23 protein-coding genes are annotated in these 26,115 nt (G+C 59.8%); 9 read left to right on the top strand and 14 right to left on the bottom strand.

Translation table 11 applies throughout. The annotated features are described in order from the left end of the window. Nucleotides 1–72: 72 nt before the first annotated feature. Nucleotides 73–678 (top strand): SCO family protein, encoded by a 606-nt coding sequence (locus AB4P97_RS07325; RefSeq protein WP_042558825.1) that lies wholly within the window; start codon nt 73–75, stop codon nt 676–678. Next, the gene (locus tag AB4P97_RS07320; protein ID WP_042558824.1) at nt 678–1,157 is read left to right on the top strand and encodes a copper chaperone PCu(A)C; all 480 of its coding nucleotides are present in this window, start codon (nt 678–680) and stop codon (nt 1,155–1,157) included. Before AB4P97_RS07325 ends, AB4P97_RS07320 begins: the two co-directional genes overlap by 1 nt. Before the next feature lie 80 nt (nt 1,158–1,237). On the opposite strand, the gene AB4P97_RS07315 is transcribed toward AB4P97_RS07320, so the two are convergent. Further along, on the bottom strand, nt 1,238–1,729 hold the full coding sequence (locus AB4P97_RS07315) for a hypothetical protein (RefSeq protein WP_042558823.1): 492 nt from the start codon (nt 1,727–1,729) through the stop codon (nt 1,238–1,240). 590 nt (nt 1,730–2,319) lie between these two features. On the opposite strand from AB4P97_RS07315, the gene AB4P97_RS07310 reads away from it, so the two are divergent. Both AB4P97_RS07310 and katG read left to right on the top strand, forming a co-directional pair. After that, nucleotides 2,320–4,530, top strand: coding sequence for an LTA synthase family protein (locus AB4P97_RS07310; protein WP_395602322.1), 2,211 nt, complete (start codon nt 2,320–2,322; stop codon nt 4,528–4,530). Nucleotides 4,531–4,800: 270 nt separating this feature from the next. Beyond that, a complete protein-coding gene (katG, locus tag AB4P97_RS07305) occupies nt 4,801–7,071 on the top strand; it encodes a catalase/peroxidase HPI (RefSeq protein WP_047300763.1) in 2,271 nt (756 codons plus the stop codon). Between the two features lie 141 nt (nt 7,072–7,212). Here katG and pepN read toward each other — a convergent pair whose 3' ends face one another. From pepN to AB4P97_RS07275, 6 genes are read right to left on the bottom strand one after another with little or no spacing between them, the layout of a single operon-like run. Beyond that, on the bottom strand, nt 7,213–9,870 hold the full coding sequence (gene pepN, locus AB4P97_RS07300) for an aminopeptidase N (RefSeq protein ID WP_395602321.1): 2,658 nt from the start codon (nt 9,868–9,870) through the stop codon (nt 7,213–7,215). A 10-nt stretch (nt 9,871–9,880) separates the two neighbouring features. After that, the gene (locus tag AB4P97_RS07295; RefSeq protein WP_395602320.1) at nt 9,881–10,711 is read right to left on the bottom strand and encodes a DUF2797 domain-containing protein; all 831 of its coding nucleotides are present in this window, start codon (nt 10,709–10,711) and stop codon (nt 9,881–9,883) included. Further along, a complete protein-coding gene (locus tag AB4P97_RS07290; protein ID WP_003224178.1) occupies nt 10,708–10,968 on the bottom strand; it encodes a YeaC family protein in 261 nt (86 codons plus the stop codon). The genes AB4P97_RS07295 and AB4P97_RS07290 overlap by 4 nt, the downstream gene beginning before the upstream one ends. 34 nt (nt 10,969–11,002) lie before the next feature. Further along, nucleotides 11,003–11,872, bottom strand: coding sequence for a rhomboid family intramembrane serine protease (locus tag AB4P97_RS07285; protein ID WP_200615902.1), 870 nt, complete (start codon nt 11,870–11,872; stop codon nt 11,003–11,005). After that, nucleotides 11,869–12,843 carry a metallophosphoesterase gene (locus tag AB4P97_RS07280; RefSeq protein ID WP_390896401.1) on the bottom strand — a complete coding sequence of 325 codons (975 nt, stop codon included), beginning with the start codon at nt 12,841–12,843 and terminating at the stop codon, nt 11,869–11,871. Before AB4P97_RS07280 ends, AB4P97_RS07285 begins: the two co-directional genes overlap by 4 nt. Continuing rightward, entirely contained in the window at nt 12,840–13,730 is an 891-nt protein-coding gene (locus AB4P97_RS07275; RefSeq protein WP_042558815.1) for an NAD(+) kinase, read from the bottom strand. The genes AB4P97_RS07280 and AB4P97_RS07275 overlap by 4 nt, the downstream gene beginning before the upstream one ends. Nucleotides 13,731–13,845: 115 nt before the next feature. Here AB4P97_RS07275 and AB4P97_RS07270 point away from each other — a divergent pair, with 115 nt between their 5' ends. Next, nucleotides 13,846–14,796 (top strand): DUF1853 family protein, encoded by a 951-nt coding sequence (locus AB4P97_RS07270; protein ID WP_395598863.1) that lies wholly within the window; start codon nt 13,846–13,848, stop codon nt 14,794–14,796. Between the two features lie 107 nt (nt 14,797–14,903). Here AB4P97_RS07270 and AB4P97_RS07265 read toward each other — a convergent pair whose 3' ends face one another. Beyond that, nucleotides 14,904–16,187 (bottom strand): arsenic transporter, encoded by a 1,284-nt coding sequence (locus AB4P97_RS07265; protein WP_042558813.1) that lies wholly within the window; start codon nt 16,185–16,187, stop codon nt 14,904–14,906. Between the two features lie 153 nt (nt 16,188–16,340). Then, entirely contained in the window at nt 16,341–16,898 is a 558-nt protein-coding gene (locus AB4P97_RS07260; protein ID WP_042558812.1) for an NADPH-dependent FMN reductase, read from the bottom strand. Nucleotides 16,899–17,079: 181 nt separating this feature from the next. Here AB4P97_RS07260 and AB4P97_RS07255 point away from each other — a divergent pair, with 181 nt between their 5' ends. Together AB4P97_RS07255 and AB4P97_RS07250 are read left to right on the top strand one after the other, a co-directional pair. Beyond that, nucleotides 17,080–17,316: a hypothetical protein gene (locus AB4P97_RS07255; protein ID WP_042558811.1), complete on the top strand. Its 237-nt coding sequence runs from the start codon at nt 17,080–17,082 to the stop codon at nt 17,314–17,316. Nucleotides 17,317–17,401: 85 nt separating this feature from the next. After that, the gene (locus AB4P97_RS07250) at nt 17,402–18,295 is read left to right on the top strand and encodes a LysR family transcriptional regulator (protein WP_395602319.1); all 894 of its coding nucleotides are present in this window, start codon (nt 17,402–17,404) and stop codon (nt 18,293–18,295) included. Here AB4P97_RS07250 and AB4P97_RS07245 read toward each other — a convergent pair. From AB4P97_RS07245 to AB4P97_RS07225, 5 genes are all read right to left on the bottom strand, one after another. Beyond that, on the bottom strand, nt 18,261–18,875 hold the full coding sequence (locus AB4P97_RS07245; protein WP_042558809.1) for a GNAT family N-acetyltransferase: 615 nt from the start codon (nt 18,873–18,875) through the stop codon (nt 18,261–18,263). The two genes, AB4P97_RS07250 and AB4P97_RS07245, sit on opposite strands and share 35 nt — an antisense overlap. A 14-nt stretch (nt 18,876–18,889) precedes the next feature. Continuing rightward, nucleotides 18,890–21,145 (bottom strand): Orn/Lys/Arg decarboxylase N-terminal domain-containing protein, encoded by a 2,256-nt coding sequence (locus tag AB4P97_RS07240; protein ID WP_047300752.1) that lies wholly within the window; start codon nt 21,143–21,145, stop codon nt 18,890–18,892. A 112-nt stretch (nt 21,146–21,257) separates the two neighbouring features. Next, nucleotides 21,258–22,016 (bottom strand): DNA polymerase III subunit epsilon, encoded by a 759-nt coding sequence (gene dnaQ / locus AB4P97_RS07235; protein ID WP_047300751.1) that lies wholly within the window; start codon nt 22,014–22,016, stop codon nt 21,258–21,260. A 191-nt stretch (nt 22,017–22,207) separates the two neighbouring features. Beyond that, nucleotides 22,208–22,669 carry a ribonuclease HI gene (gene rnhA, locus AB4P97_RS07230; RefSeq protein WP_042558800.1) on the bottom strand — a complete coding sequence of 154 codons (462 nt, stop codon included), beginning with the start codon at nt 22,667–22,669 and terminating at the stop codon, nt 22,208–22,210. A gap of 92 nt (nt 22,670–22,761) precedes the next feature. Beyond that, nucleotides 22,762–23,520, bottom strand: coding sequence for a class I SAM-dependent methyltransferase (locus tag AB4P97_RS07225; RefSeq protein WP_042558799.1), 759 nt, complete (start codon nt 23,518–23,520; stop codon nt 22,762–22,764). A gap of 66 nt (nt 23,521–23,586) precedes the next feature. Here AB4P97_RS07225 and gloB point away from each other — a divergent pair, with 66 nt between their 5' ends. Together gloB and AB4P97_RS07215 are read left to right on the top strand one after the other, a co-directional pair. Next, on the top strand, nt 23,587–24,354 hold the full coding sequence (gene gloB / locus AB4P97_RS07220) for a hydroxyacylglutathione hydrolase (RefSeq protein ID WP_042562028.1): 768 nt from the start codon (nt 23,587–23,589) through the stop codon (nt 24,352–24,354). 99 nt (nt 24,355–24,453) lie between these two features. Then, on the top strand, nt 24,454–25,917 hold the full coding sequence (locus AB4P97_RS07215) for a transglycosylase SLT domain-containing protein (protein WP_395602318.1): 1,464 nt from the start codon (nt 24,454–24,456) through the stop codon (nt 25,915–25,917). Nucleotides 25,918–26,115: the final 198 nt, after the last annotated feature.

Genomic DNA, 26,115 nt, shown 5'->3' with positions numbered 1-26,115 from the left:
TCATGCGCCGCTTTTACGGTTAACCCACCCCGCCGGTCCTGCCGACTGACGGGCTGCAAAAGGCGGTATTAGATGACGGCTTTGTTGACTCGCCGCAAGGTACTTGCGGGAATGGGCGTACTCGGGCTCGGCCTGCTCGCCGGCTGCGACACCCGCGGCCAACTGTCGTACAAGTACGGCAAGGATCTGAGTAACAAGATCATGGGCCGCACCTTCAAACTGAAGGACACCGACGGCGACACCATGACCCTGTCGAGCTTCCGCGGCCTGATGCCGATGGTGTTCTTCGGCTTCACCCAGTGCCCGGCGATCTGCCCGACCACCCTGGCCCGCGCGGCAAAAATCAAAAAACTGATGGGCAAGGACGGCGATCGCTTGCAGGTGATCTTCATCACCCTCGACCCCGAGCGCGACACGCCGCAAATCCTCGACGCCTACGTCAAAGCCTTCGACCCGACGTTCGTCGCGCTGTACGGCACGCTTGAGGAAACCAAGGCCACGGCCAAGGAATTCGACGTGTTTTTCGAGAAGGTGCCGGCCGGCGACACCTACACCATCTCGCACACTTCCACCAGTTACGTCTTCGACTCGCGCGGCGAGCTGCGCCTGGGTCTGTCCACCTCGCTTTCGGCAGAAGAATGCACGGAAGATTTGCTTACTGTTATGGAGGTTTGCTAATGCAACCGGTTCTGAACAACATCAAACGTGCGGTACTCGGTCTGTCCCTGCTGGGCCTGGCCTTTCAGGTTTCGGCGCAGACCAAGGTCGACGATGCGTGGGTGCGTGCAACCGTGCCGTCCCAGTCCGCCAGCGGCGCGTTCATGACTCTCACCGCCGACAGCGACAGCAAGCTGCTCAGCGTCGCGACCCCAGTGGCCAAGGACGTGCAGATCCACGAAATGAGCATGAAGAACGACGTCATGAGCATGGGCCCGGTCAAATCGGTCGACCTGCCGGCTGGTAAAGCCGTCAAGCTTGATCCGAACGGTTACCACGTCATGCTGATGGGCCTGACCGGTCAGTTGAAAGAAGGCGAATCCGTGCCGCTGACCCTGACCGTGGAAAACGCCAAAGGCGAAAAAGAAACCGTTGAAGTGAAGGCCAGCGTGCGTTCGCTGACCAACATGGAAGGTCACGATCACAGCAAAATGCATTGATCTGACTAAGCGGTAACAAAAAAGGGGCGGCCTGATCGTTGATCAGTCCGCCCCTTTTTTAGCTTTAGCTGTGCACCGCATCAACGCTTGCGGGCCAATGCGTTGCGCACGCTCTCTCGTGACATACCCGATCCGGAACGGGGCACGGCTGGAGCTGCGGTTACCTGAGCCAGCTGTTCCTTGCGCTTTGCCACCTGGCGCCACTGGTAACCGAAATATCCGGCTGCAACGAAAAACCCCAGCCAACCGAAAACCGAACCGACGAAGAACCACAGCCCGAGGGTGATCAGCACGGTTTTCCAGGTGAACAACTTCAAGCTGTCATCGGCAGGCACGGGTTCAACCGGCGTCTGGTGCGCCACCGGTATTTTTTGCACTTCGTTCAGATCAAAGCGCAGCGCGAAGTCCGCGCCGGGAACCTGGACGTCTAGTCGATCGCCGACAGCGGAATGCACACGCACCTCGCCATTGACGATCGACACCGAGCTGAAACTGATCTGGCTTTCGTAGTGAATCTCGCCGTTGACCAGCGTCACGACCGTCCGTTGTTCGGCCTTTGGGGTTTCGCGCATGTCGATTCCTTGAGAATTGCACGTCGAAGGATGTGCACAGGGAAAGTCCGTTGAGCGCAAATGCTACTGAGTGGCCCTTACCCTGTCCAGAAAGCAAGACGTTAAATGCCAGGGATGAAGGGCTGTTGCCAAGCTGATCGAAAGCGCTGGGCTTCGCGGTTGCCGCTTCAGCGCTGCTGACCTTCAGCAACGGCTTTTTGGAAAACGTCGGCGCGCCGCACATCGCGTGGACTTGCGTGTGGCCAGTTATGGGCTTGATGTGGATCCTCAGCCTTCCAGATTGCCCGGGCGTTCGAGATGCCGATTGAAAGCATTTTTGATGACGGCGTGAACTGAGCAAAAGTCGGTGCAGGCGGATCCCAGTTTCGGTTAAACAGCCTGAAACAAAAAAACGCCTGCACCGATTCGCCTGCCGTATTCCGGTTAAATGTCAGACACCCGCCCCTGACTGGGCTCCAGCTCGGTGCCCACGCTTACAAGTGCTCCCGACACCGGATCACCTTCAAGTTTTAAAAGGCGATCAGACAGCTCACCCTTGGTATCATCACCCACACTTTTTTGACGATTTAATGACTGGAAGGTCTTTTTTTGTGAGCGCTCTTTTTCGCTGGTTACGGCAGCCGCATGCCCGCCTGTTCTCTCTAATTCTGCTGGTACTGATCGTGCCAGTGTGCCTGCGCGCGACGCTGGGCTGGTCGACACCGCTTGGATATTTATCGGATTTGGCCATTGGCAGTCTGTTGGTGGTTCTGCTGCATCGCCGGGCATGGTGGCTGGCGATGCCGGTGCTGGTGTTCTGGGCGCTGCTGGCGGTGGCAACGGCCGAGTTGGTCAGCGCTGTTGGCCGTTTGCCGAATCCTTCCGATCTGCATTACCTGATTGATCCGCAATTTGTCGAAAACTCCACCGGCGGTGGTTTGGCGCATCCGGCGCTGGGCATCACATTGCTGCTGGCCTTGGCGTTCTGGCTGCTGACGCAGTTCACCGGTCGCGGCATTGTCCGCCCACCCCTGCCCCGCGCGGTCTGGAGCGCGCCGCTGGTATTGTTCGCCGCGCACTGGGGCGCGCAGAATCTGTGGCCGAGTGAGGACGATCCGTGGCGCGCGTACAACCTGCCGCATCAATTGCTCGCCACTCAGGTCGCCGATATTCAGATTCAGGCCGAGGAATGGCTTGACGGTGATGTCGAAGAAGCCACACCGGCGATGGCCGGGCTCACCGACGTCGACCTCAACGGTCAAAAACTGCTGGCCGCGCCGGGGCAAGCACGCAACGTCTTGATCATTGCACTGGAAGGCATTCCCGGGGCTTACATCCGCGCCAATCGCGAAGCCATCGGCAGCCATTATCAGGAAGACCTTATGCCCAACCTCAGCCGCTGGGCCGAGCGCGGCATGAACACTCCGGATTACGTTCTGCACACGCACCAGACCATTCGCGGTCTGTACGCGATGCTCTGTGGCGATTACGACAAACTCAACAACGGCACGCCCAAAGGCGTGGAAATGCTCACTCAGAAGGAACGCAATCAGGCCTGCCTGCCGGCGCAGCTGCGCGAACATGGCTTCAGCACTCACTACCTGCAAGGCGCCGGGCTGCGCTTCATGGCCAAAGACAAGATCATGCCGCACATCGGTTTCGATGCGACTCATGGCCTGGAATGGTTCACCAATGCCAACTACCTGGAGTTTCCGTGGGGCAAGGATGACAAAGCGTTCTTCGAGGGTGCGCTGGATTACGTCGGCCAACTGAACAAGCAGAAACAGCCGTGGATGCTGACGTTGTTGACGGTCGGCACGCATCAGCCCTACTCCGCGCCGGACGAATACCTGGAGCGCTACGAGACACCCAAGCAGGCCGCCGTCGGTTATCTGGACGATGCGCTGGACCAGTTCCTCGCAGGGCTTGAGCGCCAAGGTGTGCTCAAAGACACGCTGGTGGTGATCACCTCCGATGAATCCCACGGCATCGACGGCGTACGTCTGGCCTCGTCGTGGGGCTTCAATCTGACGCTGGCGCCGGAGCAACCACAACTGCCGCGACTAAATGCCGGGGTCTATGGTCATGTGGATCTGAGCACGTCGATCCTCGACTACTTCGACCTGCCCGTGCCCTCCGCGCTAAGTGGCCGTTCGCTGTTTCGCGACTACGATTCCGGTCGTGAAATCATGTCGTACACCAACGGCAAACTGCGCTATCACGACGGTCAGGGCATCTTTTCCGAATGTGACATGCCGCGCCGCTGCCGCTACTACGAAAGCGCCGGCTTCATCGCCGAGAGCGCCACGTTCAAGGGCAGCTACAGCGGCCAGCGCGCCCGGCAAGTCGCCGCCCGCGCCTCGGCACTCGACCTGTCGCTGCTGCGCACCCCACTCAACCATCGCTATCAGTTCGGCAGCACCAACGTCATTGCGCTGCAAGCACAAATCAACGACGACTGGGCCGACAACCTGATCGGCGCGCAATACCTGGAAATGCCCAAGGGCTCGCACACTCGCGTGCGCCTGACCGTGCGCTCTGTCGATCCGCAACAGGCGGCGTACATCCAGCTCAAGGCCAAGGAGTTCGAGCAGGACGTGCAACTGGGCTTGCCAGCAGAAATGGTCGCCACGGCGGATCAACCACTGGAGATGGATTTCAGCTTTGAGAACCCGCAGCAGCGCAAGGCGTTCTCGTTCCATTTGCTGGGTTATGGACTGGGCGCGGTGGAGGTTACGGATTTCAGTGTGATTACTGAAATACCGGGGCAAGAGGACATTCTCGACGACGTGCTTGAGGACGAGGCCGCGCAGTCGAGTTGACTGCGCAATCCCGTGTAGGAGCTGCCGCAGGCTGCGATCTTTTGATCTTGCTTTTTAAAGGCCTACGTCAAAAGATCGCAGCCTTCGGCAGCTCCTACAGGGGGGTATGCGCTATGCCGAGTGAGGGTTTTGCAGCAACATCTACGGTAAAAGACTCTGCCTATCAGCGTCCAATAGTCGGGCTATTAGCCGACTCGCCAACTCGGGTCTAGCCTTACAAGTCCGAAGTCGGCACGAGCCGGCCGTCGCAGACCTGATAAGGACCCGAACATGGCAAATGAATCGAAATGCCCGTTCAACCACGCCGCCGGTGGTGGTACGACGAACCGTGACTGGTGGCCGAATCAACTCAACCTGAAGATCCTGAGTCAGCACTCGCCCAAGTCCGATCCGCTGGGCAAGGACTTCGAATACGCCAAAGCCTTCAAAAGCCTGGACTTCCAGGCGCTGAAACAAGACCTGCGCGCACTGATGACCGACTCCCAGGACTGGTGGCCGGCAGACTTTGGCCACTATGGCCCGCTCTTCGTGCGCATGGCCTGGCACAGCGCCGGCACCTATCGCACCGCGGATGGCCGCGGTGGTGCCGGCTCCGGCCAGCAACGTTTTGCCCCGCTCAATAGCTGGCCGGACAACGTCAGTCTCGACAAGGCCCGCCGCCTGCTGTGGCCTATCAAACAGAAATATGGTCGCAATATTTCCTGGGCTGACCTGATTGTTCTCACCGGTAACGTCGCGCTGGAATCCATGGGCTTCAAGACCTTCGGCTTCTCCGGTGGTCGTGCGGATGTCTGGGAACCGGATGAAGACGTGTACTGGGGCTCGGAAAACGAATGGCTGGGCGGCGACAGCCGTTACGGCAAAAGCAAGGAGCCGATGCAGGAGCCCGGTGACGGTACGCTGGTCGCCGAGCCGGATTTGCATGGCAAAGAAGAAAGCCGCACCGACCAGGGTGAGCGCAATCTCGAAAACCCGCTGGCTGCGGTGCAGATGGGTCTGATTTATGTGAACCCGGAAGGCCCCGAGGGCAATCCGGACCCGGTAGCGTCGGCCCACGACATTCGCGAAACCTTCGGCCGCATGGCCATGAACGATGAGGAAACCGTGGCGCTGATCGCCGGCGGCCACGCTTTCGGCAAAACCCACGGCGCCGGCCCTGCCGATAACGTCGGTGCTGAACCGGAAGCCGCCGGGCTGGAAGAACAAGGTCTGGGCTGGAGAAACAGCTTTGGCACCGGTAAGGGCGCTGACACCATCACCAGTGGCCTCGAAGTGACCTGGACCACCACGCCAACCCAGTGGAGCAACAACTACCTGGAAAACCTGTTCGGCTTCGAGTGGGAGCTGACCAAAAGCCCGGCCGGCGCGCACCAATGGAAACCGAAAAATGGCGCGGGCGCCGGCACCATTCCCCATGCCCATGACCCGAACAAACGTGTCGACCCGACCATGCTGACGTCTGACCTGGCGCTGCGCTTCGATCCGGCTTACGAGCAGATCTCCCGGCGTTTCCTGGCCAATCCCGACCAGTTGGCCGATGCATTTGCCCGCGCCTGGTACAAGTTGATCCACCGCGACATGGGCCCGCTGTCACGCTACCTCGGCCCGGAACTGCCGAACGAGGAGCTGCTGTGGCAAGACCCGATTCCCGAGGTCACTCATCCGCTGATCGACGATAACGATGTGGCCACGCTGAAAAGCAAAGTGCTGGCATCGGGGCTTTCCGTCTCGCAACTGGTTTCGACCGCATGGGCGGCGGCGTCGACGTTCCGTGGTTCGGACAAACGCGGTGGCGCCAACGGTGGTCGCCTGCGTCTGGCACCGCAGAAGTTCTGGCAGGCCAACCAGCCTGAGCAATTGGCCAAGGTCCTGCAAACCCTCGAAGGGATTCAGAACGAGTTCAATGGCGGCGCAACCGGCAAGAAAGTTTCGCTGGCCGACCTGATCGTGCTGGCGGGCAATGCCGGGGTCGAGCAAGCGGCGAAAAATGCCGGCCACGCGGTCACTGTGCCATTTTCGCCGGGACGTACGGATGCGACTCAGGAGCAGACCGACGTCGAGTCATTCGGTTTTCTCGAGCCGATTGCCGATGGCTTCCGCAATTACAGCAAGGGGAAATACACCGTAGCGGCCGAGGCGCTGCTGATCGACAAGGCGCAATTGCTCACCCTGACCGCGCCGGAAATGACCGTGTTGCTCGGTGGTCTGCGGGTGCTGAACACTAACGTCGGGCAAACCCGCCATGGCGTGTTCACCAGTCAGACCGAAGCGCTGACCAACGACTTCTTCACCAACCTGCTGGACATGGGCGTGGAGTGGAAGCCGACCTCACCGGACGCGGACGAGTTTGAAGGCCGCGACCGTAAAAACGGTAGCGTGAAATGGACGGCGACGCGGGTTGATCTGGTGTTTGGTTCCAACGCGATATTGCGGGCGGTCGCGGAGGTGTATGCGAGTGCGGATGCGAAGGAACAGTTTGTTAAGGACTTCGTCGCAGCGTGGACGAAGGTGATGAATCTGGATCGGTTTGATTTGAAGTAACTGACAAAACGCAAACCCCCTGTAGGAGCTGCGGCACGCTGCGATCTTTTGATGTTGATTTAAAGATCATATCAAAAGATCGCAGCGTGCCGCAGCTCCTACAGGGTTTTGTGTTTGCCGAAGATATTGATTAGGCGAGCATTACGCCAGGCTCTTGCTCACCACCTCATACACATCACTCGACAGCTCACCCGAAGCCAGAATCCGCTCCAGTTCGCCTTTCATCAACGCCTGACGGGCGCTGTCGTATTTGCGCCAGCGCGTTAGCGGTGCCAGTTGGCGCGAAGCGATTTGTGGGTTGAAGCCATTCAACTCGATCACCAGATCCGCGAGGAAGCGATAACCGGAGCCATCCGCCGCGTGGAAGTTGATCAGGTTCTGCCCGGCAAAAGCCCCCACCAGCGCACGCACCTTGTTCGGGTTCTTGATGTTGAACGCCGGGTGCTGCATCAGCGCTTTTACCCGCGCAAGACCGCCCGGCAACGTGCTGCCGGCCTGCACGCTGAACCACTGATCCATGACCAGCGGATTGTCCTTGAAGTGCTCGGCGAAACTCGCCAGCGCCAGGTCCTTCTGCTCATCAAACGGCGAGTTGACCAACACTGCCAGCGCGGTCAGGCGCTCGGTCATGTTGTCGGCCGTTTCGAACTGCTCCAGCGCCGCTGCCAGCACTTCCGGCTTGCCGCTGAGCATCAGGTACGACAGCGCGATGTTCTGCAGCGCACGACGGGCAAAGTGTTCGGCCTCGGCCACGTACGGGGTTTTCTTCGACAGGTCGCGGTTGGCCTGATAACGCAGCCACAGCGCCTCGAACAACCCTTCAGCCAGTTGCTTACGGGCAAACTCACGCGCGATATGGATGGCATCAACGTCTGCGACTTCGCTGATTTCGGTGAGGTACGCCTCACCCGGCAGCGAGAGCATCTCGGCAACCATCGCCTGATCCAGCGATTCATCGGACAGCACCGTGCGCAGTGCCGACACCAGACGCGGGTCGAGCTTCAGGCTTTCGCCCTTCTGCTGCTGGCCGATCAGTTCTTGCAGCACCTGTACCGACAGTTGCTGACCGGCATCCCAGCGGTTGAAACCGTCGCTGTCGTGCTGCATCAGGAACATCAGTTGATCGCGGTTGTACGGGAAGCTCAGTTTCACCGGCGCCGAGAAACCGCGCAGCAAGGATGGCAGCGGCTGTTCAGCGATATCGACGAAGGTGAACGTCTGCTCAGCCTCGGTCACCGAGATCACGCGGGTGGTGCCTTGGGCCGACGCTTCGCCGCTCAGACGCAGGGCAATCTCATTGCCTTTGCTGTCGAGCAGGCCCAATTCAACCGGGATCACGAACGGCAGTTTTTCCACCTTGTCCGGGGTTTCCGGGCAGCTTTGGCGGAAGGTCAGGCTGTAGGTTTTCGCCGCAGCATCGTAAGACTCGCTCACTGCCAGACGCGGCGTGCCGGCCTGGCTGTACCAGCGTTTGAACTGGGTAAGATCAACACCGTTGGCGTCCTCCATGGCCTTGATGAAGTCATCGCAGGTCACGGCTTGGCCATCGTGACGGTCGAAGTACAGATCGCTGCCTTTGCGGAAGCCTTCGGCACCCAACAGGGTGTGGATCATGCCGACCACTTCCGAACCTTTTTCGTACACGGTCAGGGTGTAGAAGTTGGAAATCTCGATGAAGCTGTCCGGGCGCACGGCGTGGGCCATCGGGCCGGCGTCTTCGGCAAACTGGTGGGTGCGCAGGTAGGCGACATCCTGAATGCGCTTGACCGTGGCCGAGTTCATGTCGGCGGAGAAGCCCGAATCGCGGAATACGGTGAAGCCTTCCTTGAGCGACAGCTGGAACCAGTCGCGGCAGGTCACGCGGTTGCCCGACCAGTTGTGGAAGTATTCGTGGGCGACGATCGCTTCGACCCGCTGGTGTGCGGCATCGGTGGCGGTTTCGGCGCGGGCCAGCACGGCGCTGGAGTTGAAGATGTTGAGACCCTTGTTCTCCATGGCGCCCATGTTGAAGTCATTCACGGCAACGATCATGAAGATGTCCAGATCGTACTCGCGACCGTAGACCTCTTCGTCCCAGCGCATCGACTTCTTCAGGCTGTTCATGGCGTGCTGGCACTTGTCGATGTTTTCCGGTTCGACGTAGATGCGCAGCGCGACTTCGCGCTCGGTCATGGTGGTGAAGGTGTCTTCAACGCACCACAAGTCACCGGCCACCAGCGCGAACAGGTACGCCGGTTTCATGAACGGATCTTCCCACGTTGCCCAGTGCCGGCCGTCTTCGCCTGGCCCCGAGGCAATCGGGTTGCCGTTGGACAGCAGCACCGGATAGCTGTGCTGTTCGGCCACCACGGTGGTGGTGAACTTGCTCATCACGTCCGGGCGGTCGAGGTAATAGGTGATTTTGCGGAAGCCTTCGGCCTCGCATTGGGTGCAGAACATCGTGCCGGACTTGTACAGGCCTTCCAGCGCAGTGTTGGTTTCCGGGTGGATCCTGACGCTGGTGTCGACCGTGAAGGTTTCGCTGGTCGGCTGCAGGATCAGGTTGTTTTCGCTGAGCTGATAAGCGTCGGCACTCAGTTCCTGATCGGACAGCGTCACCGACAGCAGTTCCAGTTGCTGGCCATCAAGCACCAGCGGCGGCAGGCCCGCGCCACGCGCCGGGTTGCGGCGCATCACCAGTTGCGCATGGACCAGGCTGTGGTCCTCGAACAACTCGAAGGTCAGGTGCGTTTCGTCGATCAGGTACTCGGGCGCCTGATAGTCCTTGAGGTAAATCATCTTCGGTTGTTCGGTGCGCATGCTGGAATCCTTATTGATGCACGGCGAGCTGATAAGCCGTGTACTTGCGAATATTGATCACGCCGGTGTCGAAGATCAGGTACTGGCCCTTGATTCCCAGCAGCGTGCCTTCGGCAATGGGGTTCTTGTCCAGGTTGAAGCTGACGATTTTGGCCGGGTATTGCTCGACCGGATAGCGGATTTCGAGAGGTTCTACATCGGCAATCGTCTGAATGGCTTGTAGGCCGAATCGCTCTTGCAAGCCTTGCAGACCTTCGGCGCAGCTTTCAAACAACTGATCACGCACCTGCGCCAGATCCACAGACACCGCATCGCCCTTGAGCAGCGCACGCCAGTTGGTTTTGTCCGCCACCTGACTGCGGAACAAGTCTTCAACGAAGCCCGACTGCTGCCGCGTGGACACACGCATGATGGGCAATGCCTGACTGGCGCCCTGATCAAGCCAGCGCGTCGGCAATTGGGTTGCACGGGTAATGCCGACCTTGATGCCCGAGGAATTGGCCAGATAGACCACGTGGTCGGTCATGCAAAACTGCTGGCCCCACACCGGATCACGGCAGGTGCCCGCATCAAAGTGGCAACGCTCCGGGCTCATGATGCACAGATCGCACTGCGCCAGTTTGGTCATGCACGGGTAGCAATACCCCTGGCTGAAACTGGTTTTGGTCTTGCGCCCGCAATGGGTGCAGTGGATCGCCCCCAGATACTCCAGACGCAGCGTCGTGCCGATCAACGGATTGACCGGCACCTCTACGTCATCCAGACGAAACGCATATTGCACGTTCGGCCCGTCAAGGCGCGCCGACATTTTGCTGATTGCACCGCGGCCAATCTCGATCAATGGATGGCATCCGACTTGAACAGGATGTTCGGCACTTCGATCGACTTCGACGCACATTCTTGCGGGCCCATGTAACCGGTGCGCTGATCTTCAGGCAGGTTCTGGATTTCCCAGGCGATCATTGCCTGCAACGACAACTCGCGCTGTTCGGCGGTGAGCTTGCCACCGTCCGACCACTTACCGATTTCCACGGCCAGTTTCAGGCTCTCGTAGATGTCCGGGGTGATGTTCTTGATCATGTCGTTAAAAGAGGACATCTGGGTCTCCGTGCTCTTTATCTACAAACTAAAATTAGATGGCCAGTTTACGGCGGTTATACAAACCACCCAACAAACCGGTGAAGCATCCGATGAGTAACCCGCTGACATGCGCGGCGTTGGCGATTTCGCCGAAACCGATCATCGAGATCAGCCCGGACATGCACACCACCAGCCACACCAGCATCATCACCAACACGCCGCGCGGCAGGCGATAAGCCGGGTTCGGCGCCAGCAACTGAAAGATCCAGCAATGCCCGAGCAAGCCGTAAAGCACGCCGGACAGGCCGCCGAACAGGGTCGCGCCGCTCCAGACAAATTGCGCGTAGTTGGAAACGAGGCTGAACAATAAGGTCAGGCCGATCAGGTTGATGCTGCCCTGACGCGACTCAATGCGCCGCCCCAGCTCCCAGTACCACATGCCATTCATGGCCAGGTGCAGGATGCCAAAGTGAATCAGCATCGGCGTGACCAGACGCCACCACTGCCCCGCCGCGAGGCTGTCGGCCAATGGTGTGAAGTGGATGTACTCGCCTATCACGCGAAAATCGAGAAAGGTCAGCCAGCGAAGGGTTTCAAGATTTTCGCCGAGGAAGGTCAGGCCGCCGACGATCAGGCTCAGCAGCAGGATGAACCCGGTAGCCTTGGCATGCTTCAGTTGCTCGACAAACCCGGGGCGCTTGAAAGTCTGCGCAACCGGGATATCCATCTGCTGATCGGGATCGCCCGCCGGAAAACGCTCGTACAGCGAACGCACGTCGTCGCTGATCTCCGCAGGCGCCCACAGCACCTGCTCGCCCGCCTCTTCACTGACTCGATGGGGCACTTGCATGCGTTGCAACAGCGTGACGAAACCGCTCAGATCCACCGCCAGGGGCAGACGCAATACCGCTACCGAACTCATTGCAGCACCTCCGGCCGCTCGACATCGACCCAGACAAATTTATGCGGATCCAGACGCGTTTCCTGATCCAGACGATAGGCGACGAGTTTGCCGTAGAGCACCGCGCTGTAATCCAGACACGCGAGGTTCGGGCGGATCGGCGCCGGTTTGCCGCTGCGCCAGTAGTGGCCGACGAACAGCAATGGCTCATCGACACCGTAGCGCAGCAGGGAATTCTTTTCGGTTGATGTCAGCGGGGTTTGCGCCACCGGCTCCGGCAGTGCATCGGGCTGGAAGACAATGTCGCCGTAGGTTTTCGGATCGTCTTCCCAGAACTTGGTGCGGAAGAACGAACGCACCAGACCATCGCCACTGGTCATGGTCTGGCCGTCGGGCAGGCGCATGTCGGTACCCCGCAGCAAGCGGTCGAACACGGTGCAGGCGAAACTGCCCGGCACTGCCGAAGCCTGGAGGAAGTGTTCATCGATGCAGCCGTCGGGGAACAACGCGCGCAACGGCTCGATCAGGCCGGCATCCCAACAGGCATGCACCACGCGAAAACGTCCGGCATCGACGAACAGCGGCAGTTGATAGAACCACTGCTGGAAGTCATGCCAGTCGCCCGGATGATCTTCGAATTGCGTCAGGGTTTCATGCAGCAGGCGCGCATGGCGCGGCGTGTGTTCGCGCACAAACTGCTTGCCGCTGCCCGGTGGCGCCGGGGTGCTCCAGCCCAGAGCGTTGAATTCGTGGTTGCCCATGATGCACAAGGCCTGACCGGCCTCGACCATGTCGTGGACGATGTGCAGCGCCTCGCGAATCCGCGGGCCACGGTCGATGATGTCGCCGACGAACACGGCCATGCGCGATGGATGCCGCCAGACCCCGCCCTGCTTGTGATAGCCGAGGCGATCAAGCAAGTGTTCGAGGGTCAGCGCGCATCCGTGCACGTCACCAATCAAGTCATAACTGCGCGCGGGATCGAGCATCAGTCGCCTCCACCACCCAACTTGCTGCCCCAGCCGAGCTTGGTCCGGCAGACTTCGTAGTAGTTGTGGTCGAGCGGGTGAATCAGCCGCAGCTTTTGCGCTTTTTTGCTGACGGTGATGGTGTCGCCCGGCGCGCAGGTGAAGTGGTTCTGCCCGTCGCAGGAGACTTGCGGGTAGATCTGCATATCTTTGGACACGACGATTTTCAGCTCACTGTTGCCATCGACCACAATTGGCCTGCTGGACAACATATGGGGATACATCGGCACGATCACAATGGCGTCGAGCTTGGGATGCATGATCGGGCCACCGGCAGACAGCGCATACGCGGTGGAGCCGGTCGGTGTGGCGACGATCAGGCCGTCGGCCTTCTGGCTGCAGACGAACTGGCCATCGATGTACAGCTCGAACTCGATCATTCGCGTCGACTTGCCGGGGTGCAGCACCACATCGTTGAGCGCGTCGCCCTGTCCGATGGCCTCGCCGTGGCGGCGAACTTCGGCTTGCAGCAGAAACCGGTTTTCCACCAGGTAATGGCCGTCGAGTACTTTGGCGACTTCGACTTCCAGCTCATCCGGGCGAATGTCAGTGAGAAACCCGAGGCTGCCACGGTTGATCCCGAGCACCGGCGTATTGTGTTTGGCCAGCGCTCGGGCGGCGCCGAGCAGGCTGCCGTCGCCGCCGACAACGATGACCATGTCGCAGACTTCACCGAGCATCTTGCGCGACGAGGTTTGCAGGCCATGCCCTGGCAGGACTTCGGCGATGGTGTCTTCGAGGATCACATGCAGGTGACGATCGAGCAGAAACCGTTTCAGTCGGCGGACGGTATCCAGCACCTGAGAACTGCCCAGGCGACCGATGATGCCGATATTACGAAATTGCTCCATGGGACCTCTGCGGACAATCGAAAACGCGAAAAACCCGATTATGGGCGAAAGCCGCCGTTAGACAAAATCCTTTCAGCCTCAAGGGCGGGCGCGTGTTTAAGGCTATGCTCGCAAGATGATCCTATTTCCCGACCTGCTGCAGCTACCCCACCGATTACGCCATCCGCACGTGCGCGATCTGGCGTGGGTGATCCTCGCCCCGCCGATGCTCGCGACCACGCCGTGGCCGCAGCGCCATCCGCTGGCGGGCAGCGACTGGGTCAGCGATCCTGGGCGACTGGAGCAATGGCTGCGTCAGCTCGATCACGACAGCAGCGGTTTGCTGCACTGGTTGTCCCAGGCACGCACGCGGCGCCTGGGTTTGTATTACGAGCGACTGTGGCAGTTTGCCGTGCAGCACGCGCCAGGCATTGAGTTGATCGCGGCCAATCTGCCGATCCGCCGCCAGGGGCACACCCTTGGCGAGCTGGACATGCTGCTGCGTGATCGCGACGGCGTGCATCACCTGGAACTGGCGATCAAACTCTACCTCGGCCCGCAAAACGGCGACGGCCAGGATCCGGCGCAGTGGCTGGGGCCGGGGTGCCATGATCGACTGGATCGTAAACTGGCGCATCTGGCCGAACATCAACTGCCCATTTCGGCGCGCCCGGAAAGTCGTGAAACCCTGGCGGCACTGGATATCGAGGCCTTCAGTGCACAACTGTGGCTGGGCGGATATCTGCTGTACCCGTGGCCCGGCAAGTCGCAATCACCGAATGGCGCGCATCCGCAGCATTTGCGTGGCAGTTGGTTGCATCAGAAAGACTGGCCGGCATTCCTGGCGCAGCGTCCGCCGGGACGTTGGCAACCCCTGCCCCGCCATGCCTGGCTGGCGCCAGCGCATTACCCGGCGGATCAGACCTGGAGCCGTGAGCATTTGCAGATGTGGCTCGAGGCGCTGGAACCCTTGGCGCCAGCGCAACTGATGGTGCGCCTGACCGAGAATGCGGGAGGGGAATGGGAAGAGGCGGAGCGGCTGTTTCTGGTGTCCGACCTTTGGCCGAATGTCCCCGGGCAACCCTGAGATCTGTGGTGTTCATACCGGCCCGTCGCTGGCAAGCCAGCCCCCTCGGGTTCTTTGTGCACCGCGAATCCTGTGGGAGCCGGCTTGACAGCGATCGGGTCAACCGGTCAAAGGGATAAGCGCAATGCCAACGCCGCCAACGTCACCAACAACACCGGCACTGTCAGCACAATCCCCACCCGGAAGTAATACCCCCAGCCAATCCGGATCCCCTTGCGCTCCAGCACATGCAGCCACAGCAAAGTGGCCAGACTGCCAATCGGCGTGATCTTCGGCCCCAGGTCGCTGCCGATCACGTTGGCGTAGATCATCGCCTCCTTGACCACCCCGCTCGCCTGACTGGCATCAATCGACAAGAGCCCGATCAGCACCGTCGGCAGGTTGTTCATGATCGATGACAACAGCGCCGTCAGCACGCCGGTTCCGAACGCCGCGCCCCACACGCCATATCCGGCGAAACCATCGAGCCAGCCGGCCAGATACCCGGTCAACCCGGCATTGCGCAGGCCGTAGACCACCAGATACATGCCCAGCGAGAAAATTACGATCTGCCACGGCGCCTCTTTCATCACTTTGCGCGTGGAAATCTTGTGGCCACGGGCGGCGATCGCCAGCAGCAGCGCCGCGCAGACAGCGGAAATCGCACTGATCGGAATGCCCAGCGGTTCCAGCGCGAAACAGCCGATCAGCAAAATCACCAACACCGCCCAACCGGCATAGAACGTGGCTTTGTCGTGGATCGCGGTTTCTGGACGCTCGAGCTGTTCGGGGTCGTAAGCCGCCGGAATATCGCGACGGAAAAACCACATCAGCATGCCCAGCGTCGCGGCCACACTGACGAAGTTCACCGGCACCATCACCGCCGCATAGCGGTTGAAGCCGATGTTGAAGAAGTCCGCCGAGACGATGTTGACCAGGTTCGACACCACCAGCGGCAGGCTTGCGGTGTCGGCGATAAACCCTGCACCCATGACGAACGCCAGGGTCGCTGCGGGCGAAAAACGCAGCGCCAGCAGCATGGAAATGACAATCGGCGTAAGAATCAACGCCGCTCCATCATTGGCGAACAGCGCCGACACCAGCGCACCGAGCAGCACCATGAAGGCAAACAGCTTGCGCCCGCTGCCCCGCCCCCAGCGCGCCACGTGCAATGCGGCCCAATTGAAAAAACCGGCTTCGTCGAGCAGCAGACTGATAATGATCAGCGCGACAAAAGTGCCGGTGGCGTTCCAGATGATTTGCCACACCAGCGGGATATCACTGAGGTGCACCACCCCAAAGATCAGCGCCAGCACCGCGCCCAACGTCGCACTCCAGCCGACACCTAGGCCTTTGGGTTGCCAGATCACAAGGGTAATGGTCAGTAAAAAAATCAGTGACGCAAAGAGCATTCGTAACAACCTTCAATGGGGGAAATAAGCCAATCCACAAAACCTGTGGGAGCGAGCATGCTCGCGAAGAGGCCTTCAGCCACACATTATTGGTGATTGAAGGTCAGCCTTCGCGAGCAAGCTCGCTCCCACAGGGCTTCGGTTAAGAGGTCTTTACTTTTTGTGTTGCTCGACGAACTGGCCGTAGGCATCAATAAACTTTTGCAAGAACGGCTTCACCGACTCGCTTAATTTACCCGCTTCATCAAATGCCGAGCCCGCGCCACCCAAATAGGCTTCCGGTTGCTGCATGCAGTGAACATCAAGAAACACAAACGACTGGCGCAGATGCTGGTTCGCGCCAAAACCACCGATTGCCCCCGGCGATACGCTCATCACCGCGCCCGGTTTGCCGCTCCAGGCGCTCTTGCCGTAAGGCCGCGAGCCGACATCGATGGCGTTCTTCAGCGGTGCCGGCACGGAACGGTTGTACTCCGGCGTCACAAACAACAACGCGTCGGATGAACCCACTTTTTCACGGAAAGTGCTGTAGGCTGCGGGCGGTGAATCACCGTCGATGTCTTCGTTGTACAGAGGCAGGTCGCCAATCTCGACAATCTCAAGCTTCAGGTTCGCTGGCGCCAGCTCAGCCAGTGCCAAAGCGACCTTGCGATTGATCGAAGCTTTACGCAGGCTACCAACCACTACTGCGACGTTGTAGACATTGCTCATGGAAACTCTCGACTGTCAGTGGGGGAGCCACTAGTTATAGATGATCCGATGACGATTTCACCAGCAGAGGAGGGAAATTCCCGCCTGCTGATTATTTTTTTCCTGTAGGAAAACTTACAGCACTTGATGACGGTCTACCAAGCCGCAAATCAAGCGTTTTATCTCCAGAGGTTCTAAGCAGATGGCAGCAGTACTCGTCGGTCAGTTCCATGCAAGAGATGCGGAAGGCCGCGTTTATTCCGTGCATGAGTTCCAGGAATCCACTCCGTCGGCGGACGGAATCACCGGCAAGGAGCCCGTCACCACTTACAAACTGGCGATTGGCGATCGCATCGAGAAACTTGATGACGCTGAATTCAAGCTGGTTCAGTCAGGCATTATCCTGACGCGCGAACCTGAGCCAATCGTCGCTTCATAAGCGTGCGTTATGAGCAGAAGTCATATGCGCAGACTTGGGGTAGGATTCGGCCTCTGACCCCACCTGCTGAACATGGACTTCACGCATGCGTTTACGCCATATCGAAGTGATTCAGGCGCTCTTGCAGACTGGTCACATGGGCACCGCCGCCGAATGGCTGCAGTTGCCGGTGACCGAAGTCGAAGAGCGTTTGCGTGAAGCCGAGAGTCAGTTGGGGTTCATGCTGTTCGCCAGCGTTCGCGGGCGCCTGCAATCGACACCCGAGGCGCGGGCGTTGCAGGTGGAAATCGCGCACGTTTACGAAGCGCTGGAGCCGGTGCAACGCCTGGCCAGCAGCCTCAAGCAATACCTCGCACCGCCGCTGCGCATCATCGGCACACCGCCGCTGGCGCAACAATTACTCCCGCACAGCCTCGCCGCCCTGCGTCGACGCCTGCCAGATGCACCGTGCAGCCTGCTCAGCGCGCCGACCCGCGACATCGTCCGCAGCTTGCTGCTGCGCGAAAGCGATCTCGGCTTGAGCCTGCATGATCCCGAACACCCCGACATTCATTGCCAGCCACTGGCCCAGAGCAAGTTGCAACTGCTCGCGCCGCATGGCTGGCTGCAACCCAGACAAAAGTACATTTCCCTACAGGATCTGGCGGGCCAGGCGATGGTCGGACTCGAGGGTCAGGACCCGCTGAGCCCGGCGCTGGATAACAAACTCCAGGCCGTGCGTCCGGCGCCGAGTATCCAGACCCGCGTGCAAACCCACCAGATGATGCGCAGCATGGTCGAGGCTGGTGAAGGGCTGGCCATCGTCGACCCGTTTACCGCGCTCGGAGCGCGTGCGGCCGGGCTGGATGTCTGCCCGCTGTCGCCCGCCGTGCCGATCAGCCTCTACGCCCTGACCTTCAAACACGCCGCACCCTCATCGGCGATTCAGACGTTACTGGCGATTATCACGGAACAAGCCGAGGCGATGTTGTCGAACTGAGCGGATTTTCCAGCGGGTTATCGAACAATCGATACCAGAACAGCGCCTCTTCGGCGGTGTTCGGATCAATACCGCGATAACGCAACTTGTCGACGCCGCCAATCACATACCCGCATCGCTCATACAGCCGACAGGCACCGAGGTTGTTGTTCTGGGTTTCGAGCATGATGCCCGGCAGTTTCTTCTTGCGACTCCAGAACTGCGCCACATCCAGCAATGCCTTGGCCACGCCATGGCGACGGGCCGGCGCGTGCACCGCCAGTTCATCGATATGGGCAAAGCCGTTCCAGTTGGTGCTGATCACCAGATGGCCCACTGGCTCATCATCGAGGTAGGCCATAAATATCGCGCTATCGGCAGCTTTGTGAAAGCTGCTGAATTCCTCGGGATCAATGCCATAGCACTTGCGGTACGGCACGATGGGCGTCACCCGCCACTGGTCGACGGGTTTGCCGATAACAGCGACACCATATGCCGCGACTTCAAAACTGAAGTCACTGCCCCAGATATAAGGCGCAAAACCTTCATCGGCAACCCGCACCGACAGCCCTGGGTATTTTGGATTCATGACCGGTTGCATGCTCGCAAAGCTCCTCATTCCTTGACGCAATCGACGGTGTAATGCCGCCCATTGCCTTCGTCTTCATGTTGCAGTCCATGTACATCGGCAACGAAACCCTGGAAGCTGCTATCGAACGTGCGGGCAAATTTCAGGTAATCGATGATCGAGCGAGTCGACTCGGTAAAGCGCTCACCCGGCATGATCAACGGAATGCCCGGCGGGTACGGCACCAGCATCACGGCGGCAATCCGCCCTTCCAGCTCGTCGATCGGCACCGCCTCGACTTCACCGCGCACCAGATGATCGTATGCGTGGGCCGGCTTCATGGCGATTTCCGGCAGCACCGTGTACATGCGCTTGAGATGCCTGGCGGTGGCATTGCTGCGATAACAGGCGTGCAATTGATCGCACAAATCCCGCAGGCCCATGCCGCGATAGCGTGCGGCATCTTGCTGGGCGACACACGGCAGACACGTCGCCAGACTTACATTAGCGTCGTAACTGCGCTTGAACTCCAGCAACTCGGTGAGCAACGTGCTCCATTTGCCTTTGGTGATGCCCATGGAGAACAACACCAGAAACGAATACAGCCCGGTCTTCTCCACCACCAGCCCACGCTCCCAGAGGAACTTGCTGACCACCGCCGCCGGGATGCCCTTCTCGCTCAACGCGCCACCGGCGTTCAGGCCCGGCATCACCAGCGTGACCTTGATCGGATCGAGCAGAACGTAATCGTCGCTGACCTCGCCGAAACCATGCCAGTCGGCGTCGGGCTTTAGCAACCAGTCCTCGGTGTGGACGCGGTCGATGCCTTCGACACCCGGCGGCTGCCAGATCGAAAACCACCAGTCATCCGCCGCGATGTGCTGACGCAGATTGGCCAGCGCACGGCGAAAACTCAGGGCTTCGTCGAAGGTTTCCTGCAACAGCGAGCGCCCCGCCGGGCCTTCCATCATCGCCGAAGCCACGTCCAGCGAGGCGATGATGCTGTACTGCGGCGAGGTCGAGATGTGCATCATGAATGCTTCATTGAAACGATCACGATCCAGTTGCCGCGCGCCGCCGTCCTGCACATGAATCATCGAGGCCTGACTGAACGCCGCCAGCATCTTGTGAGTGGAATGGGTGGTAAACACCAGAGGGCTGTCTTCGCTGCGCGAAGTGTCCATGCCATAGCGCCCGGCGAAGAACTCGTGAAACGCCGCATAGGCGTACCAGGCCTCGTCGAAATGCAGTACTTCGACGCTATTGCCCAGGCTTTGTTTGATCAGTTCGGCGTTGTAACAGAGCCCGTCGTAGGTCGAGTTGGTGACCACCGCCAGTTTCACTTTCGGCGCGCGCCCCTTGGTCAGCGGACTGGCGTCGATCTTGGCCTGGATCGATTCGCGGCTGAATTCGCTCAGCGGTATCGGGCCGATAATCCCCAGTTCATTACGCTCCGGGCACAGGTACAGCGGGATCGCGCCGGTCATGATGATCGCGTGCAACACCGACTTGTGGCAGTTGCGATCCACCAACACCAGATCATCGCGAGCGACCATCGAATGCCAGACGATCTTGTTGGCGGTCGAAGTGCCGTTGATCACGAAAAAAGTGTGGTCGGCTCCGAAGTTGCGTGCTGCACGGGCTTCCGCCTCGGCGAGCGGGCCGGTGTGATCGAGCAGCGAACCGAGTTCGGGCACCGACACTGACAAGTCGGAGCGCAGAGTGTTTTCACCGAAAAACTGATGAAACGCCTGCCCCACCGGACTCTTGTGATACGCCACGCCGCCGCCATGGCCGGGGGTGTGCCAGGAATAATTGGAGTCGGCGGTGTGTTGCACCAGCGCCTTGAAAAACGGCGGCAGCAAACCGTCGAGATACTTGCGCGCCGCCCGCGCCACTTGCCGGGCGAGAAACGGTACGGTGTCTTCGAACAGGTAAAGGATGCCGCGCAGTTGATTGAGCTCGGCCATGGCGTCGGCGGGGGCATTTTCCAGGGTGACTTGCTCGCCCAAGGCGAAGATCGGCAGATCCGGCGCCCGCACCCGTGCGAGGCTGATCAGTTCGGCCATGTTCTGCAAAAGATGCGAGTCGGTGCTGGCGTCCTCGGCGGCAATCAACACGCATGCCAGACCATGATGGGTCGAAGCCACCAGACGCCCTTCCGCGTAGTCGGTGGCCGAAACGATACTGAAACCTTCCTGCTCCAACTCCCGGGCAATGCCTCGGACACGATCGCCGGCGACCGTGTCGGCCCTGATATCACGATGGACAATCAACACCGGAAATTTCAAGTCTTTGTACATGAGGCTCAGTGTCCTGAGGCGGCGGATTCGAATCCGCCAATGCATTCAGGGTAGAGGGTTGCAGCGAAAGTGGCGAGGGTGGCCAGTTGTCAGCAACGCGATCTTTTGATCTTCAAGCCTGCGCGTCAGCCTCGGCAATCTGCGTCCACAATGCCGGTCCACCGGCCGACTTGGCAATGATCTCCAGCCGCACCAGATGCGCAGCCAGTTCATCTTCAGTTGCACGAATGATCCGTGCTGGCTGGCGATCAGCCGGCAAGCGACGAATCTCGGTAGCGGAGTTGTCCGAACCATCGCCGGTGCCATTGCCGTCGGAGGCGTTGCCGGCCAGCGACAGACTGGTCTGGCCACCGGTCATGGTCAGGTAGACGTCGGCGAGGATCTCGGAGTCGAGCAAGGCGCCGTGCAGTTCACGGCCGGAGTTGTCGACGCCATAACGTTTGCACAATGCATCGAGGCTGTTGCGCTGACCCGGGTGACGTTCCCGGGCCATCATCAGGGTGTCGAGGATCGAGCAGTGTTGCGTGATGTCTGCGAGATCCTGTCGCCCCATCAAGGCGAATTCGTTGTTGATGAAGCCAACGTCGAACGCCGCGTTGTGGATGATCAGCTGCGCGCCTTTGATGAACTCGAAGAACTCATCGGCGACTTCGGCAAAGCGCGGCTTGCCGACGAGGAATTCGTTGGTGATGCCGTGGACGCCGATGGCGCCTTCGTCACTCTCGCGATCCGGTTGCAGGTAGACGTGGAAATGCCGGCCCGTGAGGCGCCGACCGATCAGTTCGACACAACCGATTTCGATAATCCGGTGACCATCGGTCACCGGCATGCCGGTGGTTTCGGTATCGAGTACAACGGATCTGGTGGCCATCAGTGCTCAGCTCTCAACGGGTCAATCGGGCAAAAACGCGGATCTTAACACGCTCACGGGGTGTATCTGCCTTGGCGCGTTATCGTTCTTCGCCAGCAGGCTCACTCCTGCAGGGGGATTTGTGAACTGCACAAATCCAATGTGGGAGCGAGCCTGCTCGCGAATGGGCGCCACGGTGGAACTGGAAAAAATCAGCTCTGCTTGTAACCGCGCACTTCATCAACGCCACGGTTCGCCAACTGGTCAGCGCGCTCGTTACCGTGATGACCAATGTGCCCGCGCACCCACTTCCAGGTGACCTTGTGGCGGTTGACCTGCTCGTCCAGCTCTTTCCACAGATCAGCGTTCTTCACTGGCTCTTTGGCAGCTGTCTTCCAGCCGCGCTTCTTCCAGTTGACCATCCACTCGTTGATGCCCTTCATCACGTATTGCGAGTCGGTCACCAGCAGCACTTCACACGGGCGCTTCAAGGCTTCGAGGCCGCGGATCGCGCCGAGCAGTTCCATGCGATTGTTGGTGGTGTTGGCCTCGCCGCCCCACAGTTCCTTTTCGACGCCCTTGCACACCAGCAAGGCGCCCCAGCCGCCCGGGCCGGGATTGCCCTTGCAGGCGCCATCGGTGAACAGTTCTACGCTTTCGACGGTTTCGCTCATGCCAATCTATCCAGAAAAAATGCGTGCCTCGCCAATCGCGGATCGACGATGACCGCGGCCGAAGCAAGTCCGGCCACTATAAAAAGAAGGGTTTACGGTTCGATGCGGCGGCGGTTGACCTTGGCCATCGGCAGCGGAATCAGCTTGCCCATCGGCTCGCGTCGCTCCTGGCGCAGTGGGCGTAGCCCGACAACAATCTTGCGCGCCACCAATAAGTAGAAGCCGCCTCCCGACAGTTGCCAGTCACCGGCCTTGCGTTCCCAGCCGGCCAGACGGGCCTGCCACTTGGGCGACGCGAGCGGCGGACGATAGCACCCGAAGCGGCGTTTCTCCAGCGCAAAGCCCAGCAGATTGAGCCAGTCGGCAACCCGCGATGGCGAGATGCAGCGTGCCTTGCGCAAGGCGTCGTGAGCAAATGCATGGCGCAGGCCCCAGGTGCTCCAGGGGTTGATGCCGATAATCAGTAAATGCCCGCCAGGGCGCACGCTGCTCGCCGCTTCGCGCAACAGACCGTGAGGTGACAGACAGAAATCCAGACCATGCTGCATCACCACCACGTCGGCGGCGTGCTCGCTCAATGGCCAGGCCTGCTCTTCGCAGACAATCTCGACCCCCGGCAACGGCGCACCGAGTCGCACGTTGCGCTGCACTTGCGGCGCTGACGGCGGGGTTTCGGCCGAGGGGCCGTAGTGCACCAGATAGCCACCGAAGAACCGGGCCAGCTCGTCTTCGAGCATGCGCCGCTCTTCATCCAGCAGAAATTGCCCGAGCGGGCCCGACAGCCATTCACGGGCGGCGCTGATCAAAGCCAGCCAGTCGGGATCTGCCTGAGCGAACGCTTTATCGGTCATGTCATTCTCCAACGCGCCAGGAACTACTAAGATGCGCCAATGTTTTCCGCTTGGCGAATTCCGACGATGATACAGATCAGTGCCCTGCCCGCGTTCACCGATAACTACATCTGGTTGTTACAGGATCACCGTACCCAACGCTGCGTGGTGGTCGATCCAGGCGATGCAGCGCCCGTGCTGGCGTGGCTCGACGCCCATCCTGGCTGGGTGCTGAGCGATATCCTGATCACCCACCATCATCACGATCATGTCGGCGGCGTCGAGCGCCTGAAGCAGCTCAGCGGCGCCACCGTGTACGGCCCGGCCAGCGAAAACATTCCGGCACGAGACGTGGCGCTCAAGGACAACGACAGCGTCAGCGTGCTCGGCTGGGACTTCGATGTCTACGCGGTGCCCGGTCACACATTGGGACACATTGCCTATTATCACCACGGCTTGCTGTTTTGCGGCGATACGCTGTTTGCCGCCGGTTGTGGCCGCTTGTTCGAGGGCACGCCTGAGCAGATGCACCACTCGCTCAGCCGGCTCGCCGCGCTGCCTGAAGATACGCTGGTCTATTGCACCCACGAATACACCCTGAGCAACCTCAAGTTTGCCGCAGCGGTTGAACCGGGCAACCCGGACATTGCCGCCCGTCTGGAAAAAGTCACCCGCCAACGGCAAAACGGTGTCATGACCCTGCCCTCGACCCTGGCGCTTGAAAAGCTCACAAATCCGTTTTTGCGCACCACTGAAACATTGGTTACACAAAAAGTGGACGAACGGGACGGCGCTCAAAACCGGGCCCCGAGTGAGGTTTTTGCGGCTCTGCGGGCATGGAAAGATACGTTCTAAGTGCCCCATGGCCTGATACAAAAATTCTGAATGGTTGACCGCGAGGGGTGCACTTTCTAGAATCGCCCGACATTTTTGCCCGGAACTTACTTCCAGCCAATGTCGTCATCCATACGTAAGTCCGTCAATTCAGATGCGTTGACCCGCCTGGCGCAAGCCATCGCGGTGGCGGTGTCTGCCACGCTGGCGGGCTGTTCCAGCCATGCCCCGCAGCCTGAAGCGACCCATACGCCGAACATTGCTGCGCGAGCGAAGCAGAAGCCGATCTGGCTGACCGAGAAGCCCAGCCCACAGGTTCCCCAGGATGTCTGGGAGCGCATGCGCCAGGGTTTCCAGTTGCAGGAAGGCCTGGGCGTGAACCCGCGCATCGAGCAGCAGCGCCTGTGGTTTGCCAGCAACCCCTCTTTTCTCGAGAACGCCGGCGAACGCGGCAGTCTCTATATTCATTACATCGTCGAACGCCTCGAAGAACGCAACATGCCGCTGGAACTGGCCCTGCTGCCAGTTATTGAAAGCTCCTACAACCCTATGGCCTATTCCCGGGCCAATGCGGTAGGTCTCTGGCAATTCATTCCTTCCACCGGTCGTTACTTCAACCTGCGTCAGACCCGTTTCTACGATGGCCGTCGCGATATCACTGCCTCGACCACCGCAGCAATGGATTACCTGACCCGTCTGCACGATATGTTCAACGGTGACTGGCTGCTGGCGCTGGCGGCCTACAACGCCGGTGAAGGCACAGTGAGCCGCGCGATCGAGCGTAACGAAAGGCTCGGCCTGCCAACCGACTACTGGAACCTGCCACTGCCAGCGGAAACCCAGGCCTATGTGCCAAAGTTGCTGGCCCTGTCACAAGTGGTCCTGGCGCCGGAAGCCTACGGCGTCAATCTCAATCCGATCGCCAACGAACCGTACTTCCAGGTCGTCGAAATCAACCAGCGCATGGACTTGTCGAAAGTCGCTGCGGTGGCCAACATCGACGAAGACGAACTGTTCCAGCTCAACCCGGCGTTCAAGCAGCGCACGACCATCGACGGGCCTCAGCATTTGCTGGTGCCGACGTCCAAGGCGCAACTGCTGACCGCCAGCCTGCAAACCATACGCCCTGACGAGTTGATCAGCCCGCGCTCACTGAAACCGGTGTTCGAAGGTGCCGATCCTGCCGAAGTGGCGCAGCTCAAGCGCGCCTACCGCGTGAAACGCGGCGACAACCTTGGCACCATCGCCAAGGCCAACAAGGTTGAAGTCAAGGATCTGCAACGCTGGAACAAACTGACCGGCAAGAACCTCAAGGTCGGTCAGACCCTGGTGATGCAGGACAACACCAAGCGCAGCCCTTCGCGCAAGAGTGGCCGGGTCAACACTGTAATTGCGGCCAACAGCAAGACCAAAGGCAAGGCCGAGAGCGCCCAGCAGACCCAGTACAAGGTCAAGCGCGGCGACACCTTGTATGTAGTGGCCAAGCGTTTCAACGTTGAGATGCAACATCTCAAGCGCTGGAATCCGGGCGCAGGCAAGGCATTGAAGCCAGGGCAGATGCTCACGGTTTATTCGCCGCATTGATTGATAAAACAGCCCCTGAAATTCAGGGGCTTTTTTTTCGACGGTTGTCTGGCTTGAACGCGGGGTGACTGGTAGATCCATCCCCTCTTCCTTCTGGAAAGGGTCAGGGTGAGGGGTTCTTCGGCAAGAGGATTAACAGCCCATTAACCCGCTATCTTTTTCCTGTCCAGACAAGCTGTTACTGTACGGCCCACAAAG

The sequence above is a fragment of the Pseudomonas sp. A1230 genome (assembly GCF_044218825.1).
Taxonomy (GTDB): Bacteria; Pseudomonadota; Gammaproteobacteria; order Pseudomonadales; family Pseudomonadaceae; genus Aquipseudomonas; species Aquipseudomonas iridis.
This window is presented reverse-complemented; position numbering and strand designations above follow the sequence as displayed.

Excerpts from the sequence above, each read along its gene's own strand:
- AB4P97_RS07215 (WP_395602318.1), top strand. The coding sequence starts at position 24,454 with ATGTCGTCATCCATACGTAAGTCCGTCAATTCAGATGCGTTGACCCGC.
- dnaQ (WP_047300751.1), bottom strand. The coding sequence starts at position 22,016 with ATGGCCACCAGATCCGTTGTACTCGATACCGAAACCACCGGCATGCCG.
- AB4P97_RS07270 (WP_395598863.1), top strand. The coding sequence starts at position 13,846 with ATGATCCTATTTCCCGACCTGCTGCAGCTACCCCACCGATTACGCCAT.
- AB4P97_RS07325 (WP_042558825.1), top strand. The coding sequence starts at position 73 with ATGACGGCTTTGTTGACTCGCCGCAAGGTACTTGCGGGAATGGGCGTA.
- AB4P97_RS07315 (WP_042558823.1), bottom strand. The coding sequence starts at position 1,729 with ATGCGCGAAACCCCAAAGGCCGAACAACGGACGGTCGTGACGCTGGTC.
- AB4P97_RS07245 (WP_042558809.1), bottom strand. The coding sequence starts at position 18,875 with ATGCAACCGGTCATGAATCCAAAATACCCAGGGCTGTCGGTGCGGGTT.
- pepN (WP_395602321.1), bottom strand. The coding sequence starts at position 9,870 with ATGCGCACCGAACAACCGAAGATGATTTACCTCAAGGACTATCAGGCG.
- AB4P97_RS07290 (WP_003224178.1), bottom strand. The coding sequence starts at position 10,968 with ATGTCCTCTTTTAACGACATGATCAAGAACATCACCCCGGACATCTAC.
- AB4P97_RS07240 (WP_047300752.1), bottom strand. The coding sequence starts at position 21,145 with ATGTACAAAGACTTGAAATTTCCGGTGTTGATTGTCCATCGTGATATC.
- gloB (WP_042562028.1), top strand. The coding sequence starts at position 23,587 with ATGATACAGATCAGTGCCCTGCCCGCGTTCACCGATAACTACATCTGG.
- AB4P97_RS07250 (WP_395602319.1), top strand. The coding sequence starts at position 17,402 with ATGCGTTTACGCCATATCGAAGTGATTCAGGCGCTCTTGCAGACTGGT.
- katG (WP_047300763.1), top strand. The coding sequence starts at position 4,801 with ATGGCAAATGAATCGAAATGCCCGTTCAACCACGCCGCCGGTGGTGGT.
- AB4P97_RS07260 (WP_042558812.1), bottom strand. The coding sequence starts at position 16,898 with ATGAGCAATGTCTACAACGTCGCAGTAGTGGTTGGTAGCCTGCGTAAA.
- rnhA (WP_042558800.1), bottom strand. The coding sequence starts at position 22,669 with ATGAGCGAAACCGTCGAAAGCGTAGAACTGTTCACCGATGGCGCCTGC.
- AB4P97_RS07285 (WP_200615902.1), bottom strand. The coding sequence starts at position 11,872 with ATGAGTTCGGTAGCGGTATTGCGTCTGCCCCTGGCGGTGGATCTGAGC.
- AB4P97_RS07255 (WP_042558811.1), top strand. The coding sequence starts at position 17,080 with ATGGCAGCAGTACTCGTCGGTCAGTTCCATGCAAGAGATGCGGAAGGC.
- AB4P97_RS07275 (WP_042558815.1), bottom strand. The coding sequence starts at position 13,730 with ATGGAGCAATTTCGTAATATCGGCATCATCGGTCGCCTGGGCAGTTCT.
- AB4P97_RS07265 (WP_042558813.1), bottom strand. The coding sequence starts at position 16,187 with ATGCTCTTTGCGTCACTGATTTTTTTACTGACCATTACCCTTGTGATC.
- AB4P97_RS07225 (WP_042558799.1), bottom strand. The coding sequence starts at position 23,520 with ATGACCGATAAAGCGTTCGCTCAGGCAGATCCCGACTGGCTGGCTTTG.
- AB4P97_RS07320 (WP_042558824.1), top strand. The coding sequence starts at position 678 with ATGCAACCGGTTCTGAACAACATCAAACGTGCGGTACTCGGTCTGTCC.